Annotated in this window: 20 protein-coding genes; 5 read left to right on the top strand and 15 right to left on the bottom strand. The window is 73.9% G+C overall.

Features of this window, described 5'->3' with window-relative positions; translation table 11 throughout:
• Nucleotides 1-129: 129 nt before the first annotated feature.
• The 4 genes from JQN72_RS02685 to cysS all read right to left on the bottom strand — a co-directional run bounded on the left by JQN72_RS02685 (nt 130) and on the right by cysS (nt 3,865).
• Nucleotides 130-711 carry a hypothetical protein gene (locus JQN72_RS02685; RefSeq protein WP_204133614.1) on the bottom strand — a complete coding sequence of 194 codons (582 nt, stop codon included), beginning with the start codon at nt 709-711 and terminating at the stop codon, nt 130-132.
• Between the two features lie 140 nt (nt 712-851).
• Nucleotides 852-1,382, bottom strand: coding sequence for a hypothetical protein (locus tag JQN72_RS02680; RefSeq protein ID WP_204133613.1), 531 nt, complete (start codon nt 1,380-1,382; stop codon nt 852-854).
• Between the two features lie 91 nt (nt 1,383-1,473).
• A complete protein-coding gene (gene rlmB / locus JQN72_RS02675; protein WP_204133612.1) occupies nt 1,474-2,430 on the bottom strand; it encodes a 23S rRNA (guanosine(2251)-2'-O)-methyltransferase RlmB in 957 nt (318 codons plus the stop codon).
• A 1-nt stretch (nt 2,431) separates the two neighbouring features.
• On the bottom strand, nt 2,432-3,865 hold the full coding sequence (gene cysS, locus JQN72_RS02670) for a cysteine--tRNA ligase (protein ID WP_204133611.1): 1,434 nt from the start codon (nt 3,863-3,865) through the stop codon (nt 2,432-2,434).
• Between the two features lie 117 nt (nt 3,866-3,982).
• Between cysS and JQN72_RS02665 the strand changes: the two genes are divergently transcribed.
• Nucleotides 3,983-4,627 carry a hypothetical protein gene (locus tag JQN72_RS02665; protein ID WP_204133610.1) on the top strand — a complete coding sequence of 215 codons (645 nt, stop codon included), beginning with the start codon at nt 3,983-3,985 and terminating at the stop codon, nt 4,625-4,627.
• Here JQN72_RS02665 and JQN72_RS02660 read toward each other — a convergent pair.
• Together JQN72_RS02660 and JQN72_RS02655 are read right to left on the bottom strand one after the other, a co-directional pair.
• A complete protein-coding gene (locus tag JQN72_RS02660; RefSeq protein ID WP_307812376.1) occupies nt 4,575-5,246 on the bottom strand; it encodes an MBL fold metallo-hydrolase in 672 nt (223 codons plus the stop codon). The genes JQN72_RS02665 and JQN72_RS02660 overlap by 53 nt on opposite strands.
• Complete coding sequence (locus tag JQN72_RS02655) at nt 5,243-6,337, bottom strand: S-(hydroxymethyl)mycothiol dehydrogenase (RefSeq protein ID WP_204133609.1); 1,095 nt, start codon at nt 6,335-6,337, stop codon at nt 5,243-5,245. Before JQN72_RS02655 ends, JQN72_RS02660 begins: the two co-directional genes overlap by 4 nt.
• Before the next feature lie 160 nt (nt 6,338-6,497).
• On the opposite strand from JQN72_RS02655, the gene JQN72_RS02650 reads away from it, so the two are divergent.
• Nucleotides 6,498-6,821, top strand: a complete 324-nt coding sequence (locus JQN72_RS02650) for a transcriptional regulator (RefSeq protein ID WP_204133608.1) — start codon at nt 6,498-6,500, stop codon at nt 6,819-6,821.
• Nucleotides 6,822-7,095: 274 nt separating this feature from the next.
• Here JQN72_RS02650 and ispF read toward each other — a convergent pair whose 3' ends face one another.
• The 3 genes from ispF to JQN72_RS02635 are packed head-to-tail and all read right to left on the bottom strand — an operon-like array spanning nt 7,096 to nt 8,806.
• The gene (ispF, locus tag JQN72_RS02645; RefSeq protein WP_204133607.1) at nt 7,096-7,584 is read right to left on the bottom strand and encodes a 2-C-methyl-D-erythritol 2,4-cyclodiphosphate synthase; all 489 of its coding nucleotides are present in this window, start codon (nt 7,582-7,584) and stop codon (nt 7,096-7,098) included.
• A 10-nt stretch (nt 7,585-7,594) separates the two neighbouring features.
• A complete protein-coding gene (gene ispD / locus JQN72_RS02640) occupies nt 7,595-8,287 on the bottom strand; it encodes a 2-C-methyl-D-erythritol 4-phosphate cytidylyltransferase (RefSeq protein WP_204133606.1) in 693 nt (230 codons plus the stop codon).
• A gap of 36 nt (nt 8,288-8,323) precedes the next feature.
• Nucleotides 8,324-8,806 (bottom strand): CarD family transcriptional regulator, encoded by a 483-nt coding sequence (locus JQN72_RS02635; RefSeq protein WP_204133605.1) that lies wholly within the window; start codon nt 8,804-8,806, stop codon nt 8,324-8,326.
• Nucleotides 8,807-9,027: 221 nt separating this feature from the next.
• On the opposite strand from JQN72_RS02635, the gene JQN72_RS02630 reads away from it, so the two are divergent.
• Complete coding sequence (locus tag JQN72_RS02630) at nt 9,028-9,552, top strand: hypothetical protein (protein ID WP_204133604.1); 525 nt, start codon at nt 9,028-9,030, stop codon at nt 9,550-9,552.
• A 9-nt stretch (nt 9,553-9,561) separates the two neighbouring features.
• Here JQN72_RS02630 and JQN72_RS02625 read toward each other — a convergent pair whose 3' ends face one another.
• Both JQN72_RS02625 and JQN72_RS02620 read right to left on the bottom strand, forming a co-directional pair.
• Entirely contained in the window at nt 9,562-10,242 is a 681-nt protein-coding gene (locus JQN72_RS02625; protein WP_204133603.1) for a response regulator transcription factor, read from the bottom strand.
• Nucleotides 10,239-11,435, bottom strand: a complete 1,197-nt coding sequence (locus JQN72_RS02620) for a cell wall metabolism sensor histidine kinase WalK (protein WP_204133602.1) — start codon at nt 11,433-11,435, stop codon at nt 10,239-10,241. Before JQN72_RS02620 ends, JQN72_RS02625 begins: the two co-directional genes overlap by 4 nt.
• Nucleotides 11,436-11,621: 186 nt before the next feature.
• On the opposite strand from JQN72_RS02620, the gene phoU reads away from it, so the two are divergent.
• Entirely contained in the window at nt 11,622-12,311 is a 690-nt protein-coding gene (gene phoU / locus JQN72_RS02615) for a phosphate signaling complex protein PhoU (protein WP_204133601.1), read from the top strand.
• Between the two features lie 149 nt (nt 12,312-12,460).
• Nucleotides 12,461-14,296 carry a hypothetical protein gene (locus JQN72_RS02610; RefSeq protein WP_204133600.1) on the top strand — a complete coding sequence of 612 codons (1,836 nt, stop codon included), beginning with the start codon at nt 12,461-12,463 and terminating at the stop codon, nt 14,294-14,296.
• Nucleotides 14,297-14,314: 18 nt separating this feature from the next.
• Here JQN72_RS02610 and JQN72_RS02605 read toward each other — a convergent pair whose 3' ends face one another.
• The 4 genes from JQN72_RS02605 to JQN72_RS02590 are packed head-to-tail and all read right to left on the bottom strand — an operon-like array spanning nt 14,315 to nt 17,679.
• Nucleotides 14,315-15,052 carry a phosphoglyceromutase gene (locus JQN72_RS02605; RefSeq protein WP_204133599.1) on the bottom strand — a complete coding sequence of 246 codons (738 nt, stop codon included), beginning with the start codon at nt 15,050-15,052 and terminating at the stop codon, nt 14,315-14,317.
• A 31-nt stretch (nt 15,053-15,083) separates the two neighbouring features.
• On the bottom strand, nt 15,084-15,614 hold the full coding sequence (locus tag JQN72_RS02600) for a YbjN domain-containing protein (protein ID WP_204133659.1): 531 nt from the start codon (nt 15,612-15,614) through the stop codon (nt 15,084-15,086).
• On the bottom strand, nt 15,611-16,885 hold the full coding sequence (mshA, locus tag JQN72_RS02595) for a D-inositol-3-phosphate glycosyltransferase (protein ID WP_204133654.1): 1,275 nt from the start codon (nt 16,883-16,885) through the stop codon (nt 15,611-15,613). Before mshA ends, JQN72_RS02600 begins: the two co-directional genes overlap by 4 nt.
• A gap of 32 nt (nt 16,886-16,917) precedes the next feature.
• Entirely contained in the window at nt 16,918-17,679 is a 762-nt protein-coding gene (locus JQN72_RS02590) for a hypothetical protein (RefSeq protein ID WP_204133598.1), read from the bottom strand.
• Between the last annotated feature and the right edge of the window lie 14 nt (nt 17,680-17,693).

Here is a 17,693-nt window from a genome sequence, read left to right as displayed (position 1 = left end):
CTGTTCCCGGCGGCGCCGATCCTCGCACAGCAGCCGTGCAGTTTTCGACCGTCCGCGCCGAAAACCCGCAGTCCGGAACGGGTAGCGCTCCCCGGCCGGAGGACCGTTCCCGCGGCCGGGCCTGACGACCTAGTACCGCGGCGCCGAGCTCGCGGCGTAGAACTGCGACGACTCCCTCTGCCACAGCAGGTAGACGATGTACCCGCCGAGCGCGACGGTCAGGACCGACAGCGCCCTGGACAGGATCGGGGCGGGCTGCAGCAGTCCCGAGAGGAAGGACAGCACCGACAGACCGTAGAGCACCGACGCGACGACGCGGGCCCAGGGCTTGCCGGCCCCGTTGGCCCACGCCATGAAGAGCCAGAGCGCGACACCGAGCAGCCCGAACACGACGCCCACGACGATGCCCACGGCCACCAGGGCGTCCATGAGCGAGGGGTCGAGGGTCTCGCCCGAGCTCTCGACGCTCTGCCGTGCCGTCTCCCGGATCTCGTCGCCAAGGAAGAACACCGTGCCCAACGACAGGAAGGACAGCACCGCGCCGACCCGCATGAGCAGGACGGCCCGGTCCATCGCCGGCGGTCGGGCCACCGGTCCGGTCGGCGCACCGCCGTACTCGGGTGCGGGCGGCCCTCCGTAGGGGTTCTGGGGCGGAGGTGCAGCGCCGTACGGGTTCTCGGGCGGGGGCGGAGGCGTACCGGGGTCGGACACGGGCTCGCTCCTTCGGTGGTGGAAGGGCCCGGACGGACCGCTACCGGCGGGTCCCGGCGGCACAGATCCTTCCACAGCCCCACTCGTCGGGCTGGCGCACCGAGGGCCGGGCCGCCGGCCGACGGCCGCCCCCGGGTGCCTCAGCGGAGGCGGCGGAACCTGGACGCCTCGCGGTAGTACCGCGAGGACGACGGCACCCAGAGCAGCACGATGATGACGGTGCAGATAGCGAAGTACACGATGTCGGCGGTGGCGGCCCACTGCGGTCTGACGTCGTCGACGAGGTTGCCCGCGAAGCCCAGCGCCATCACGAGGAAGAGCACCGTCGCGACGACCCGGCCGTAGGGCCTGCCGCGGCCGTTCGCCGTGGCCATCCACAGCCACGTGACGGCGATGAGCAGTGCACCCATCGCGACGAGGACGTCGATGTAGATGAGGACGCTGTCCAGCGACGCCGTGTTGACGGCACGTCCGCTGCGCTGGGCCTGCTCCTCGAACAGCCCTCGCATCTCGTCGTGCATGAGCATCGAGGCCGGGATGGCGAAGAGGATCAGCCCGGCCTGGATCCACATGAGCCGGACGGCGGCGTCGATGGTGCGCGGTCGCGGCATCTCCTCCCACCCCGGGGAGACGAAGGTCCCCTGGGTCGGAACGGCGTAGCGGTTGGCCATGTCGCACCCCTTCCGTCGTCCGGCAGCGGGGGTGGACGACGACAGGGATGCTGTCACAGCGCGGCTCGTCGCCGCTGGTGAAACGGCAGATTCACCCGCGACGGCGGCGCGCGACCTCGTACAGGGTGACCCCCGCGGCGATGCCGGCGTTGAGCGACTCGACCGCCGAGCTCATCGGCACCGAGACGATCTGGTCGCAGGTCTCGCGGACCAGCCGGGAGAGGCCCTTGCCCTCGGAGCCCACGACGACGACCAAGGGCTCCGAGGCGAGCTCGAGCTCCGGGAGATCGACGTCGCCGTCCATGTCGAGGCCGATGACGAAGAACCCGGCCGCGCGGTAGTCCTCCAGCGCCCGGGTGAGGTTCGCGGCCTGCGCCACGGGGATGCGCGCGGCGGCGCCGGCGCTCGTCTTCCACGCGCTCGCCGTCATCCCCGCAGAGCGACGGCTCGGGACGACGACCCCGTGCCCGCCGAACGCCGCGGTGGAGCGCACGATCGCCCCGAGGTTGCGCGGGTCGGTGATGCCGTCGAGAGCGACGACGAGAGGGATGCCCGGCAGCTCCTGGGCGGCGAGGTCCCGGGGGTGGGCGTACTCGTAGGGCGGGACCTGGACGGCGAGGCCCTGGTGGACGGCGCCGTCGGTGAGGCGGTCGAGCTCGCCCCGGGGGGTCTCGAGGACGGGGATGCCGCGCTGCCCGGCGGTCTTGATGGCCTCGCGGACGCGGTCGTCGGCGTCGATGCGCCCGGCGACGTACATCGTCGTGACCGGGACCTCGGCCCGCAGCGCCTCGACGACGGCGTTGCGCCCGGCGACGACCTCGCTGGAGCCGGCCTGCCTGCGACCCCCCGAGCGGCCGCCCGGAGCGCCTCCGCTGCGCTTGGCCGCAGACTTGGCGGACCGATGGGCCTTGTGGTTCGGCCGGTCGGCGGCCTTCGGGGTGGGGCCCTTGCCCTCGAGGCCCTTGCGACGCTGCCCCCCGGAGCCGACCTGGGGCCCCTTCTTGCCGCCCTTGCGGACCGCGCCGCGGCGCTGGCTGTTGCCGGCCATCTCAGTCGCCCTTCGTCCGGGCGATGCTCCACCGGGCACCGGCCGCGGTGTCCTCGATGACGACACCGGCCTCGGCCAGCTGGTCGCGGATGGCGTCGGCGGTCTCGTAGTCGCGCGAGCCGCGAGCCGCGGCGCGGGCCGAGAGGCGCTCGCGGACGAGGGCGTCCAGGGCGGCGGCGACGTCACCGGAGCCCGAGTCGCCCGAGGACCACGCGGGGTCGAGCGGGTTGACGCCGAGCACGTCGGTCATCGCGACCACCTGCCGGGCGATGGCCGCGGCGTCGTCGTGGTCGCCGTCGTCGAGGGCCGTGTTGCCGGTCCGCACCGCCTGGTGGATGACGGCGAGCGCGTCGGAGACGCCGAGGTCGTCGTCCATCGCCTCGCGGAAGTCCGACGGGAGCTCGGCGGTGCCGTCCGGCAGCATCGTGGCGATACCCGGCAGTGCCCGGTGCAGGAAGCCCTCGACGCGCTCGACGGCCGTCGCGGCCTCCTCGATCGACCCCTCGTGGTATTCGATCGTGCTGCGGTAGTGCGCGGCCGTCAGGTAGTAGCGGACGGCCAGCGGACGGTGCTCGTGGACGACCTCGCTGACCCGCAGCGAGTTGCCGAGCGACTTGCTCATCTTCTCGCCGCCCATCGTGACCCATGCGTTGTGCAGCCAGTAGTTGGCGAAGCCGAGCCCGGCCGAGCGGGACTGTGCGACCTCGTTCTCGTGGTGCGGGAAGCGCAGGTCGACGCCACCGCCGTGGATGTCGAAGGTGTCGCCGAGGTACTTGCGGGCCATCGCCGAGCACTCGAGATGCCACCCGGGGCGTCCGACCCCGAAGGGTGTCGGCCACGAGGCCGTCTCGGGCTCCTCGGGCTTGTGCCCCTTCCACAGCGCGAAGTCGCGCGGGTCGCGCTTGCCGCGCGGGTCGGCGTCCTCGGCCTCGGCCATGTCGTCGAGGCTCTGGTGGGTCAGCTCGCCGTACTCGGGCCAGGAGCGGACGTCGAAGTAGACGTCGCCGGAGCCGTCCTCGGCCGCGTAGGCGTGGCCCTTCTCGACGAGCGTCTCCATGAGGGCGACCATCTCGGGGACGTGACCTGTGGCGCGCGGCTCGTACGTCGGCGGGAGGACTCCGAGGGCCTCCAGCGCGTCCGCGGTCTCCGTCTCGTTGCGGTAGCTGAGGGCGTACCAGGGCTCGCCGGCCTCGGCCGAGCGGGCGAGGATCTTGTCGTCGATGTCCGTGACGTTCCGCACCAGGGTGACGTCGTAGCCGTGGCCCCGCTCGAGCCAGCGACGCAGGACGTCGAAGGCGACGGCGAAGCGGACGTGCCCGATGTGCGGCGGGGCCTGGGTCGTGAGCCCGCAGATGTAGATCCCCGCGGTGCCGGGCACGACGGGGACGAAGTCACGCAGCTCGCGGGACATGGAGTCGAAGAGCCTGAGGGTCACCCGCGACAGGCTACCGGCGGGGCACGGCCGCCCCGAACCCCGCGGCCCGCGGACGGTCCGGCCGCGACCTGCACCGAACCGCGGGACGGGGCGGTCCCGCGCCGCTAACCTCCGGCCATGACGACGGGGGTGGCCGGGGCAGGCAGGGAGGCGCAGCGCACGCGGCCCCCGCGCCGACACCTCCTGCGTGGCGCGGCCGTGGCCCTGGTCGTCCTGAACGTCGCCGCCGTCGCGCTGTGCCTGGCGGCCGTCACGGGCTCGCCCCTCCTGCCGGTGACGCTGCTGCTCGTGCTCGCGCCCCTGGACGTCGCGGCCCTCGGCGTCGCCACCGTGCACGCGAGTCCGCGGCCCGTCCCCGTCCGGCGGCTGCCGGTCGCCGTCCGGACCGGTCGCTTCGCCGGCGCGCTGGCGCTGACCGGGCTCGCCGCGGCCGCCGTGCTCGCCGGCTCCGGCTGGTCTCTCGTCCTGCCCGCCGCGGCCGTGGCCGCCCTCGTGGTCGGCGGCCTGCGGACCCGGACGTCCGGACCGCGGTGGGCGACCCGCACGTCGGTGGCGCTGCTCCTCGCCGCACCCGCCCCGGTGGTGGCCGGCGCCTGGCTGAGCCGCGACGCGCTCGAGCCCTACGCGCTGTTCGTGGGCGTGGCGATCGGGGTGCTGCTGCTCGCGGGCGCGGTCCTGGTCGGTCTCGTCGGGTGGGCGGTCGCGGCCCTCAGTGCCCGCGCTCGATCCACTCCTGCAGGTGCGGCGCCTCGTCCCCGATGACGGTCGGGTCGCCGTGGCCGGTCAGTACGACCGTCTCTGGCGGCAGCTCGAGCAGCCGGGTGCGGATCGACTCGACGATCGTCGGGAAGTCGCTGTGGCTGCGCCCGGTCGCCCCGGGACCGCCGGCGAACAGCGTGTCCCCGCTGAAGACGACCCCGAGCGCCGGCGCGTGCAGGCAGCACGCGCCCGGAGCGTGTCCCGGGGTGTGCAGCGTGATGAGGCCGACGTCGCCGACGGTGAACGTCTGCCCGTCGGAGAGGTCCGCACCCGGATCCTGGTCCTGGCTCTGGTCCCACAGCACCCGGTCGTCGGGGTGGAGGTAGGACGTGGCGCCCGTGGCCGCGCACACCTCGGCGACGGCGCCCACGTGGTCGTTGTGCCCGTGGGTGCACACGACGGCGACGACCTCGCGGTCGCCGACGGCCGCGAGGATCGGCCCGGCGTCGTGTGCGGCGTCGATGACGAGGACCTGCCGGTCGTCGCCCACGAGCCACACGTTGTTGTCGACCTCCCACGACCCACCGTCGAGCTCGAAGGTCCCGGAGGTGACGACCCGCTCGACCCGGACCCCGCCCGGGGTCGTCGGGACGTCCGCGCCGATGGCGGTCGCGCCGCTCACCTCGCGCCCTCCATGACGACGACGGAGCGCAGGACGTCGCCGGCGTGCATCTTGTCGAACGCGGCCTCGACGTCGCCGATGCCGATCCGCTCGGTGACGAACGCGTCGAGGTCGAAGCGGCCCTGGCGGTACAGGTCCACAAGCATGGGGAAGTCGCGCGAGGGGAGGCAGTCGCCGTACCAGCTGGACTTCAGCGCCCCGCCCCGGCCGAAGATGTCGATCATCGGGAGCGTCACCTGCTTCTCGGGCGTCGGTACCCCGACGAGCACGACGGTGCCGGCGAGGTCGCGGGCGTAGAAGGCCTGCTCGTAGGTCTCGGGCCGTCCCACGGCCTCGACGACGACGTCGGCCCCGAAGCCGCCCGTGAGCGCCCGGATTGCCTCGACGGGGTCCTCGGCGGAGGCGTCGACGGTGTGGGTGGCCCCGAAGGCCTTGGCGGTCTCGAGCTTGCGGGCGTCGACGTCCACGGCGACGATCGTCGTCGCGCCGGCGATCCGGGCCCCGGCGATGGCGGCGTCACCGACGCCGCCGCAGCCGATGACCGCGACGGAGTCGCCCCGGGTCACGCCGCCGGTGTTGACCGCCGCGCCGAAGCCGGCCATGACGCCGCACCCGAGCAGGCCGACGGCGGCCGGGTCGGCGTCCTCGACCTTCGTGCACTGGCCGGCGGCGACGAGGGTCTTCTCGACGAACGCGCCGATGCCGAGAGCGGGCGAGAGCTCCGTGCCGTCGGTGAGCGCCATCCTCTGGGTGGCGTTGTGGGTGGCGAAGCAGTACTGGGGCTCGCCCTTGGCGCAGGCCCGGCACTCCCCGCAGACCGCCCGCCAGTTGAGGATGACGAAGTCGCCGGGCGCGACCTCGGTGACGCCCTCCCCGACCGCCTCGACGACACCGGCGGCCTCGTGCCCGAGGAGGAACGGGAACTCGTCGTTGATGCCGCCCTCGCGGTAGTGCAGGTCGGTGTGGCAGACGCCGCAGGCCTGCACCTGGACGACGGCCTCCCCCGGGCCGGGGTCGGGGACGACGACGTCGACGAGCTCGACGGGGGCGCCCTTGCTGCGGGCGATGACGCCCTGGACGGTCTGGGGCACGATCTCCTCCTCGGAGGTCAGCGGCGTTGCTGTCGTCCGCCCACGCTAGTGCCGCCGCGGGAGCGGGTGAGCGCCCCCGACGTCCGTCGCCGGGCACGGTCCGCACGACGGCCGCCCGTTTCGGGGTTTCCGGGGAGGAAAGCCGACGTATCCTGCAGCCATGCCGCACCCGGTGTTCGACGAGGTGATCCACGAGCCGCACCGGCTGCAGATCTGCGCCTACCTCGTCCCTGCCCCCTCACGGGATTTCGGCGACGTCCGCGACGCCCTCGGGCTGTCCGACTCGGCGCTGTCCAAGCACCTCAAGTCCCTGTCCGCGCACGGGTACACCCGGCTCGACCGCAGCGTGCGCGACGGGCGGCAGGTGACCAGCGTCGTGCTCACCCCGTCCGGGCGCGACGCGCTGTGCGGTCACGTCGCCGAGCTCCAGCGGATGGCCCGCATCGTCGGCACCGACCGGCGCTCGGCCGCCCGCCCCCGCTGACCGTCCCCGAGCCTCGCTGACCGTCCCCGCGCGTCGACGAGGGTGCACGACATGCGGGCGCGGGCGCTCCCCCATCCGCATGTCGCGCACTCTCGTCGGCTCCGTGACGTTCCCTCCCGACGCGGTGCGCATCTGGTGGTCGCCGACGGGCCGGATACATCGGGGCGGCGTCGTGGCCGGTCATCGTGCTCAGCACAGCTGCTCGTGCGCGGTCGGTGTATCCCGCCCGCAGCGGAGGAGCCCGGCTACGCGGACGGAGCAGCCTCGGCCGAGGTCAGGGGCGGGGGACGACGAGCGCGGTGGCTATCGCGGCGACGCCCTCGCCGCGGCCGGTGAGACCCAGCCCGTCGGTCGTCGTGCCGCTCACCGACACCGGTGCACCCGCGGCCTCGGACAAGGCGGCCTCGGCCTCGGCTCGCCGCGACCCGATCCTGGGCCCGTTGCCGACGACCTGCACCGCGACGTTCCCGACCTGGAAGCCGGCCGCACGAACGAGCCGTGCGGCCTCGGCGAGCAGTGTGCTCCCGGACGCTCCGGCGAGCTCGGGACGCCCGGTGCCGAAGTGCGCGCCGAGGTCGCCGATGCCGGCGGCCGAGAAGAGCGCGTCACAGGAGGCGTGGGCTGCGACGTCGGCGTCGGAGTGGCCTTCGAGGCCTCGCTCGCCCGGCCAGTGCAGCCCGGCGACCCACAGCTCGCGGTCGGACCCCTCCCGCGCGAGCGCATGCACGTCCACGCCGATCCCGACGCGCGGCAGAGGGTCCACGGGGTCGATGCTAGGCCCTGGCGACGAGACGCTCGGCGCGCGCGAGGTCGTCCGGCGTCGTCACCTTGAACGCGAGCGGGTCGCCCTCGACGACGCGGACCCGGTGGCCGGTGCGCTCGACGAGTGCGGCGTCGTCGGTGGCGACCATCCCCGAGGCGTGGGCCCCGAGCAGGACGTCCCGCGGGAAGCCCTGCGGTGTCTGGACGGCCCGGAGCCCGGAGCGGTCGGGCGTCCCGGTGACGTAGCCCTCGGTGTCGACCGTCTTCACGGTGTCGACGACGGCGAGCCCGGGCACGACGCCGTCCGCCCCGGCCCGGACCGCCTCGACGACCCGGTCGAAGACGGACACCGGGGTGAGGCAGCGGGCCGCGTCGTGGACGAGGACGACGTCGCAGGCCGGGTCCAGCACCGCCAGCCCAGCGGCCACCGACTCGGTGCGTTCTGCCCCTCCGGCGACGACCGTGGCACCCGGTGGGAGTGCCACGCCCGCCCAGCCGTCGGCGTCCACGAGCTCGGCCGGCACGACGACGGCGACCGACCGCAGCCCCGCCACCGCAGCCACGCCCTCCAGCGCCCAGTCGAGCAGCGGACGGCCACCGAGCGGGACGAACGCCTTCGGCCGGCCCGCGCCCAGACGGGAGCCCGACCCCGCCGCGACGACGACGACGCCCACGCCGCGCGGTGCGGCGTGGGCGTCGGTCACGTCAGTGGGTGCTGTCGCCGGGGGCGACGAGACGCATCAGGACGCGAGGACCTCGTCGAGGATGGTCTCGGCCTTCTCCTCGTCGGTCTTCTCGGCGAGCGCGAGCTCGGAGACGAGGATCTGGCGGGCCTTGGCGAGCATCCGCTTCTCACCCGCGGAGAGTCCGCGGTCCTTGTCGCGGCGCCAGAGGTCGCGGACGACCTCGGCGACCTTGATGACGTCGCCGGAGGCGAGCTTCTCGAGGTTGGCCTTGAAGCGGCGCGACCAGTTGGTCGGCTCCTCGGCGTAGGGGGTGCGCAGGACTTCGAAGACCTTGTCCAGGCCTGCCTTGTCGACGACGTCGCGGACGCCGACGAGGTCGCAGTTCTCGGCTGGTACCTCGATGACGAGGTCACCCTGCGCGACCTTGAGCTTGAGGTAGAGCTTCTCCTCTCCACGGATCGTCCGGTTGTTGATCTCCTCGATCCGTGCGGCCCCGTGGTGGGGGTACACGACCGTTTCGCCGACCTTGAAAACCATGTGTTGTTGTCCCCTTTCGCGGGGAGAAGTCTACCACGACACGCCCGTCGAGCCCAATGTGCCGAAGCGACGTTTGCGCAGGTCAGAGGCCTGCGAGAGGGCCTTCTGGACCAGAATTGGGTCTTGACAGAACGGCCGTCCACGTGCATCGCGCGCGGCCCGGGCGCGCGTGGAGGAGGCGGCCCGAGACGCCCCTCCCGGCCCCCGGTATCGTGGCCCGCGTGACGAACCGCGCCGCCTCCGCCCTCCGTCTCGGCGCCCTCGCCGGCGCCGCCCTCACCCTCGCCGGGTGCGGGGTCTTCTCGCCCGTCCAGACGGACTACCCGTACATCCCGGCGGACGGCGTCGCGCTCAGGATGCCGGGCCTGGACCTGCGCAACCTGGTCGTCGTCGCCGACGAGGCCGGTGGCCCCGGGGTGCTCGTGGGCCAGGCGGTCAACCAGGGCCCGGACGCCGTCGACCTCCTGCTCGGCTTCGAGGGCACGTCCCCGGCGAGCGCGTCCGTCCCGGCGTACTCCGGCGACGCACTGAGCGACTCCGGCTCACCGGTACGGCTCGACGCCGTGCCGAGCGCCCCCGGGACGATGGTCTCGCTCACCGTGGCGACCCAGGAGGCCGGTGAGAACGTCGTGCTCGTGCCGGTACTGCCCGCCGACCGGTACTACGAGGAGTACGCGCCCGAGGCCGGGGGCACCTCGCCGTCGCCTTCCGCGTCACCGTCGCCCTCCGCGTCCGCCGAGGGCTGAGCCCGGGGCTCAGGCCTCGAACTTGTAGCCCAGGCCGCGCACCGTGAGGATGTGCACCGGGCTCCCGGGGTCGGACTCGACCTTCGCCCGCAACCGCTTGATGTGCACGTCGAGGGTCTTGGTGTCCCCCACGTAGTCGCTGCCCCAGACGCGGTCGATGAGCTGCACGCGGGTCAGCACCCGGCCGGCGTTGCGCAGCAGCATCTCGAGGAGCTCGAACTCCTTGAGCGGGAAGGACACCTGGGCTCCTCGCACCGCGACGACGTGCCGCTCGACGTCCATCCGCACCGGGCCCGCCTCGACGGTCGACGGCAGGAGCTCCTCCGGCTCGGCGCCGCGGCGGAGCACCGCCTTGATCCGGGCGAGCAGCTCGCGGGACGAGTAGGGCTTGGTCACGTAGTCGTCGGCACCGAGCTCGAGGCCGACGACCTTGTCGATCTCGCTGTCCTTGGCCGTGAGCATGATGACCGGCACGTTCGAGCGCTGCCGCAGGGCCCGGCAGACGTCCACCCCGGACAGACCGGGGAGCATGAGGTCGAGAAGCACGAGGTCGGCGCCCGCCGCGTCGAAGTCGCCGAGCGCGTCGTTGCCGTTGTCGGCCACCGACACCTCGTACCCCTCCTTGCTCAGGAGGTACGACAGCGGGTCCGAGAATGACTCCTCGTCCTCGACGATCAGGATGCGGGTCATGCGGTGCTCTCTCCTCGGGTGCCGGCGGGCACGCCGTCGTCGGCAGTGCCCGCAGGGGTGTCGTCGGTGGCGGGTTCCACCGCGACGGGAAGTCTCATCGTGAACGTCGAGCCGCGCCCCTCCTCGCTCCACACGGTGACCTCGCCCCCGTGGTTGGCGCAGATGTGCTTGACGATCGCCAGGCCGAGGCCGGTGCCTCCGGTGGCGCGGGAGCGCGCGGCGTCGACCCGGTAGAAGCGCTCGAAGATGCGCTCCTGCTCGGTGCCGGGGATGCCCTGGCCCTGGTCGGTCACCGCGACCTCGACGGTCTCCCCGACCCGGCGCAGCCCCACGCCGACCCGGGTGCTGGCGTCGCTGTAGTTCACGGCGTTGGTCAGCAGGTTCGCGACGGCGGTGACGAGGAGGTCCGGGTCGCCGAAGACCCGGACCTCCGGTGCCACGGCGCTGACCTCGATCTGCTTGGCCTCGGCGGCGACCCGGACCCGGTCGACGGCCTCGGCGACGACGGCGGAGAGCTCGACGAGCTGCGGCTCGTGGAGGGTGTCGGCGACCTGCAGCCGCGAGAGGTCGACGATCTCCTGGACCAGCCGGCCGAGCCGGGTGGACTCCACCTGGATGCGCTGCGCGAACCGGGCGACGGCCTCGGGGTCGTCCTTGGCGTCGAGCACGGCCTCGGCGAGCAGCGCGATCCCGCCGACCGGTGTCTTGAGCTCGTGGCTCACGTTGGCGACGAAGTCGCGGCGGACCTCCTCGACCCGGCGGGCGTGGGTGTGGTCCTCGGCGAGGAGCAGGATGTGCGACACCCCGAGCGGAGCCACGCGCACCCGCATGACGACGCTGGCGTCGGGGCTCGGGCCGCGCGCGAGGTCGAGCTCGGCCTCCCGGATCACGCCGTCCCGCCGGACCTGGCGCGCGAGATGGCGCATCTCGGAGTGCACGAGCTCGCCGCGCCGGACGAGCCCGTAGGTGACGGCCGGCGCCGAGCTGGTGACCACGGCGTCCGAGGTGTCCACGACGATGGCGATGGAGCGCAGCACGGAGAGGACGTCGCCGACGCCGCGGGGCAGCGGGGGGTCCTCCGGAAGGGGCGCGTCCGCATAGCTCCGCTCGGACCAGCGGCCGGCGAGGACGGCGACGGCACCGATGACGAGGCCAACCGCCCCGCCGAGGGTCGCCGCGATCGTCGGGTCCACCCGCTCAGCGTACGGTGGGGGAGGAACCCCGCCGTGACACCGACCGACCGTCGCGTCGGCTGGACGCCCGATGTTCACCTGCGCGGTGCCACCGGTTCACTCCCCCCTGGGAGAGTGGCCGGGCGACGGCCGCGCCGGGCAGCGGTACGGCGCGCCACCACGACCACCGAAGGACCTCATCCTGTGATGCGCAAGGCCTACCACGAGGAGCTCGACCGGATCGCCGAGTCCCTCGTCGACATGACCCACCTCGCCGCCTCGGCGATGACTCGGGCGACGACGGCCCTGCTCGACGCCGACGTGAACCTCGCCGACTCCGTCATCACCGCGGACGCCGAGATCGACGCGCTGCGCGAGGAGATCGACCTCCTCTCCTTCGACCTGCTGGCCCTCCAGCAGCCGGTCGCCACCGACCTGCGGGTCGTCGTCACGAGCATGCGGATGAGCAGCGACATCGAGCGGATGGGCGACCTCGCCCGCCACGTGGCCAAGGTCGCCCGGCTGCGCTACCCCGAGTCGGCCGTGCCGGCCGAGCTGCGCTCGACGTTCCGTGACATGGGCCAGGTGGCCGAGCGGATCGTCGAGAAGGTCGGCTCGGTCATCGCGGGTCGTGACGTCGACGGTGCCCGGCAGATCGAGCGCGACGACGACGCGATGGACGACCTGCACCGCGAGCTCTTCGAGCACGTCACGAGCGGCCAGTGGCCGCACGGCACGGAGACCGCCGTCGACATCACCCTCCTCGGCCGCTACTACGAGCGGTTCGCCGACCACGCGGTCTCCGTCGCGGAGCGTGTCGTGTGGATCGTCACCGGCGAGTGGGGGATGGAGGCCGGCGGCAGCCACGAGGACGTCGAGGACGGCAGTCCCGTCTGAGCCCGGCGCGGCGCGCGGGACTACCCTCGGAGGGTGGACGAGACGCCCGGTCTCGCGGATCTTCGAACAGGGCGAGCACACGACGCGGGTGCTGCCCCGGCTCTGACCGATGCCCTGTGCGCGACGTGCTCGTCGGTGATGATGAGCACGTGGCGCGGGCGACGGCGGACGAGGACCTCGACGGCTTCGTCACGGCCCGCTGGAGCGACCTCGAGTCGGTCGCACTCGTCGCCCTCCTCGACCCCGCGGCGGCGCGGGAGCTGACCACCCGTGCCCTCGCGGGCGTCGTCCGGCGGTGGGACGAGCACGACGGCGCCCCGACCGCGGCGGCGCAGCGGGCGGTGGTCACGGCCGTGGCCGGGCGCCGGTCCGAGGCCGTGCCGTCCGTCCCGCGGCACACGGTGGCCGATCCCGGGGACGCCGTCCCGGGCGCCCTCTACGACGCCCTCGCCGCCGAGCCCCCGCTGGTGCGGCTCGCGCTCGCGGCCGACCTGCAGTGGGAGCTGCCGGCCGGCCGGGTCGCGGCCGTCGCGAGCCGAGCCGGACGCACCCTCACGGCGGACGTCGCCGCTGCTCACGACCGCCTGACCCAGGCCCACCGCGCCGCGCGCGAGGCCGACGGTCTCCAGCCCTCCGACGAGCGGCTGGACCCCGACCTGTACCTCCTCCTCGACCGGCTCCGGCCGGAGCCGCCGCCCGACCCGGCGGGCCTCGTCCGGACCGGGCGCACTCCCGTCACGCGACGGGCGGTGGTCGGCGCGGGCGCCGGTGCAGCGGCGGTGGGAGCCGTGACCTGGGCCGTCGCCGCATCCCGAGACACCACGACCGGGCCGGCCCCCGGGCCCACCGCGTCGCCCTCGCCGGCGCTCCCGGCGGACGACCCGGCGTGGGACTCGGTGGTGTCGTGGGGTCCGCGCGGCGACCTCGCCGCGGACCTCGAGGTGCAGGCGCTCGTCGCCCGCGTGTCCTCCGGCCGCACCCGCCTGCTCTTCGCCGACGACGTCGCCGACCGCCGGGTCGCCGTGACTCTCACCGCGCAGGACGGCTTCGTCCCGGGAACCCTCGAGGTGTGGCACGGGCCCTCCGGCACCGACCCGCGGGCGCTCGACGGGCCCGCCCCGGTCCTGCTCCCCTCGGAGGGCGAGGCCCCGGTCGTGGCGGTCGAGGTACCGGATGCCGAGCCACCCCGCCTCCTCGTACTCGCCCCGCCAACGGAGCAGGGGCTCGAGCTGAGCACGGTGGTCGAGCCCCTGGCGTCGGGAGACATCCGGCGCACGTGGACACCGGCAGCGCTGCTCGCAGGGGTGGGGCTCCCGCTGCTCGGGAGCCCGCCGTCGTTCGCCACCCGCCTGCGCTGCGCCGGCCACGACGGGCCCGTCGGGCTGACCGACCCCTATCCGGGGATCGCGCAGAGCGGTGACCCGGTGGACACCCTCGTGACCCAGGTCGCGCTGGCGACCGGTGTGCAGCGGACACTCCTCCACCGGGAGGTCGTCCTCGACACCCGGGTCGAGCTCCCCCTCCTCGAGGACGGCTGGTCGGACGCCCCGACGCGGGTGCGGGTCGTGCTCGTGCGGACCCCGGGGGGCGGGGTCGTCCGGTCGGTCGTCACCGAAGGGGTGGTCCGACCGGACGACACCGAGCTGTGGCAGCCGGCCGTCGTCGTCCCGGCGGCCGACGCGCGCGAGCCGGCGGTCGTCCGCGTCGTCGACCCGCGGGCGAACACCGGGAGGTTCCTCGTCGTGGCCCCGGACACCCCGGCGGGCGGCGTGCGGACCGCACAGCTGCTGGCGACCAGCCCCAACGCCTACCCGGTCTCGAAGGTGACCCGGATGCGTGAGGGCGCGGCGGTCGTCGATGTCGTCAACGCCGACCAGGCGGCCGCCTTCCGGCTCCGGCTCGAGGACGGGGAGGGCCGGCGGGTGTTCGACGACGTCCCGTCCGTCCGCCCCATGGTGTGGGACCAGCCGGGCTGGACCCTGTGAGCGGGCCCCGGTCGGGGGTCAGCGCCCCTGGTTCGCGACCGCGGCAGCGGCCTCGGCGGCGGCGTCCGGGTCGAGGTACTCGCCCGGGCCGGTGGGCATGAGGTCGTCCCCGAGCCGGTAGACGAGCGGCATCCCGGTGGGGATGTTGAGCCCGGCGATGTCGTCGTCGCCGATGCCGTCGAGGTGCTTGACGAGGGCGCGCAGGCTGTTGCCGTGGGCCACGACGAGGACGGTGCGCCCCGCCACGAGGTCCTCGCGCAGGTCGCCCTCCCAGTAGGGCATGAGCCGCGGGATGACGTCGGCGAGGCACTCGGTGGTCGGGACCTCGATGCCCGCGTAGCGCGGGTCGCCGGACTGGTCGTACTCGCTGCCCTGCTCGATCGGGGGCGGCGGGGTGTCGAAGCTGCGCCGCCAGAGCATGAACTGCTCGTCGCCGTACGTCTCGCGGGTGGCGGCCTTGTCGAGGCCCTGCAGCGCGCCGTAGTGCCGCTCGTTGAGCCGCCAGCTGCGGTGCACCGGCACCCAGTGGCGGTCGCAGGCGTCGAGGGCGAGGTTGGCGGTCGTGATGGCGCGGCGCAGGACGGAGGTGTGCACGACGTCCGGCAGGAGCCCGGCGTCCTGGATCAGCCGCCCCCCGCGGACCGCCTCGACGCGGCCCTTCTCGGTGAGGTCGACGTCGACCCACCCGGTGAAGAGGTTCTTCTGGTTCCAGTCGGACTCGCCGTGGCGCAGGAGGATGAGGGTGTGCTCCGTCATGCGAGCCAGCCTAGCGACGACGTGACCCGGGTCACCCGGGTGGCTGCTCCGTGGCCCGCGGGGGGTCGCCGGGGCGCTCGAGCAGGTGCCGGAAGGCCTCGAGGTTGCGCAGGCTCTCGCCGCGGTCGACCCGCCACTCCCACTCCTTGCGCATCGAGGTGAGGAAGCCCAGGACGAGCAGCTCGTTGAACGGCTCGTCCGCGGCCGCGAGGACGACCCCGAGCAGCTGGTCGACGACCTCGGTGCCGACGCCCGCCGCGGGGACCCGGCCCGTCACGTAGACGTCGCCGGTCTTGTCGACGCTGTACGCGAGCCCGGGCAGACGCAGGTTGCGGCCGAGGAGGAAGCGGTAGACCTCGAGGTGGTTCTCGTCCGGGTTGCGGATGACGAACGCCGACACCGACAGTGCCTGGTCCGAGCACACGAGCGAGACGACGGTCTTGAGCTTCTTCTCGCCGGGCAGGCTGGCGACGAGCTCGTCGTCGCGCGCACCCGTCTCGTACTCGACGCCCGTCTCGTCGAGGGCGGAGCGCACCGTGGCCACGAGCTCGGCAGCGCTCACGGGATGACCGCCCGCGGGATGTCCTCGAGCCGCTCGGCGTCGTGGATGGAGACGTCCTTGCGGCGGGCCAGGGCCTCCCGGTAGACGCCCTGCAGCTTCTCGGCCGTCCGCGCCCATCCGAACCCCTGGGCGTGCTCGACCGCGCGGCGGGACAGCCCGGAGGCGAGCTCCGGGTCGCACAGCACCGAGCCCAGGGCGCTGGCCCAGGACGCCGTGTCGTGGCCGTCGACGAGCACGCCGGCGTCCCCGACCGCGGTGGGCAGGCCACCGACGTTCGCGGCGACGACCGGCGTCCCGCAGGCCTGGGCCTCGACGGCGACGAGCCCGAACGACTCGCTGTGCGAGGGCACCGCGACGACGTCGGCCGCGCGGTACCACTGCGCCAGGGTCTCGCGGTCGACCGGCGGCACGACGCGCAGCGCGGTGCCGATGCCACGCCGTTCGGCGAGCTCCGGGAGGCCCATCGGGTTGCGCACGCCGGACCCGCTCGCTCCACCGAGGATGCCGACGACGAGGCGCTCACGCAGGGACGGGTCGCGGCGCACGAGCTCGGCGGCCGCGCGGACGAGGACGTCCGGCCCCTTGAGCGGCTGGATCCGACCGACGAACAGGAGAAGCACGGCCTCGGACGGCAGCCCGAGCGCGGCCCGTGCCTCGACCCGCGACCCGGGCCGGAAGGTCGTGAGGTCGACCCCGGGCTCCGCCACCGCGACGCGGTCGGGGTCGGCACCGTAGAGCTCGACGAGCTCGCTGGCCTCGCGCTCGGTGTTCGCGACGAGCCGGTCGGCGGCGTCAACGACCTGCGCCTCACCGATCTCGCGGCCGCGCGGCTCCGGCTCGTCGCCGTCGGCGAGGTGGAGGTTCTTGACCCGCGCCATCGTGTGCATCGTGTGGACGAGCGGGACACCCCACCGGTCGGCCGCGAGCCACCCCACCTGGCCGGAGAGCCAGTAGTGCGAGTGCACGAGGTCGTAGTAGCCGGACGGCGCGTGCGCGGCGACCCGCATCATCCCGGCGGCGAAGGCGCAGAGCTGCCCCGGGAGGTCCTCCTTCGACAGCCCCTCGTACGGGCCGGCGGCGACGTGCCGGACGACGATGCCGGGCTCGACCTCGACGAGGTCGGCGAGCGAGGCGCTCGTCGTGCGGGTGAAGAGGTCGACGGCAGTGCCCTGCCGGGCCAGCTGGCGGGCGACCTCGAGGACGTACACGTTCATCCCGCCGGCGTCGCCGGTGCCCGGCTGGGCGAGGGGCGAGGTGTGCACGGACACCATCGCGACACGGTGCGGCGCGGCGGGTCGGTCAGTCACCCCTCGAGTGTGTCACGGGCCCCGCGCGGGGTGTCGGTCACCGTGACCACGGCCCGTGGGGCCCAGACGTGCACCGCGATCCGGCCGTCCTGGCGCAGGTCGACCGCCCGCGGCACCCGCACCGGTCCGATCGAGACGTCGGTACCGAGCACCCAGGTGAACGCCGGCTGCTGGACGACGGTCGGGTCGACCCAGTACGCCTTGGCCTTGAGGTTGCGCGCGGGCAGGGCCGGAGCGATGCCGGTGGTCGCGGGGCGCCAGTCGAGGTTGAGCGCGACGGCGGAGGCGCCCTCGACCGCGACGTCCATCCGGATCCGGCCGTCGAGCGGCTCGAAGGTGATCCGCAGCGGCAGCGCCTCACCGGGGCCCGAAACGACCCCGCTGTACGTGACCTTCTCGCCGTCCCGGGTCACGGCGTCGATGCTCACGTCGACCAGGGCCGAGCGGACCCGCTCCTGCGGGTGCTCCTCGCCCGAGACCACCGAGCCGCGCAGCGCGACGACCGGCGCACCCTTGGTGACGGTGTCGGCGAGGACCGTCGTCCCGCGGGAGAGCCGGAAGCCGCGGTCGTAGAGCGTCACCGTGAGGTCGGCACCGAGCGACTGCACGCCGCGGGTGTTCTGCGCCACCGAGAGCAGGCCCGGCTCGACGTCGGTGATGCCGACCTCCAGGGCGAGGACCCGCGGGACCCACGACACGAGGCCGAGGACGAGGGCCGCCGCGAGTGACACGACGAGCGCGAGCATGGAGAGGCTCACCTCGCTCTCCCGCC

Origin of the sequence: Phycicoccus sp. CSK15P-2 (assembly GCF_016888005.1) — a bacterium.
Taxonomy (GTDB): domain Bacteria; phylum Actinomycetota; class Actinomycetes; order Actinomycetales; family Dermatophilaceae; genus Phycicoccus.
Note: the sequence above shows the minus strand (reverse complement) of the source record. Positions and strands in the feature narration are given on the sequence as shown.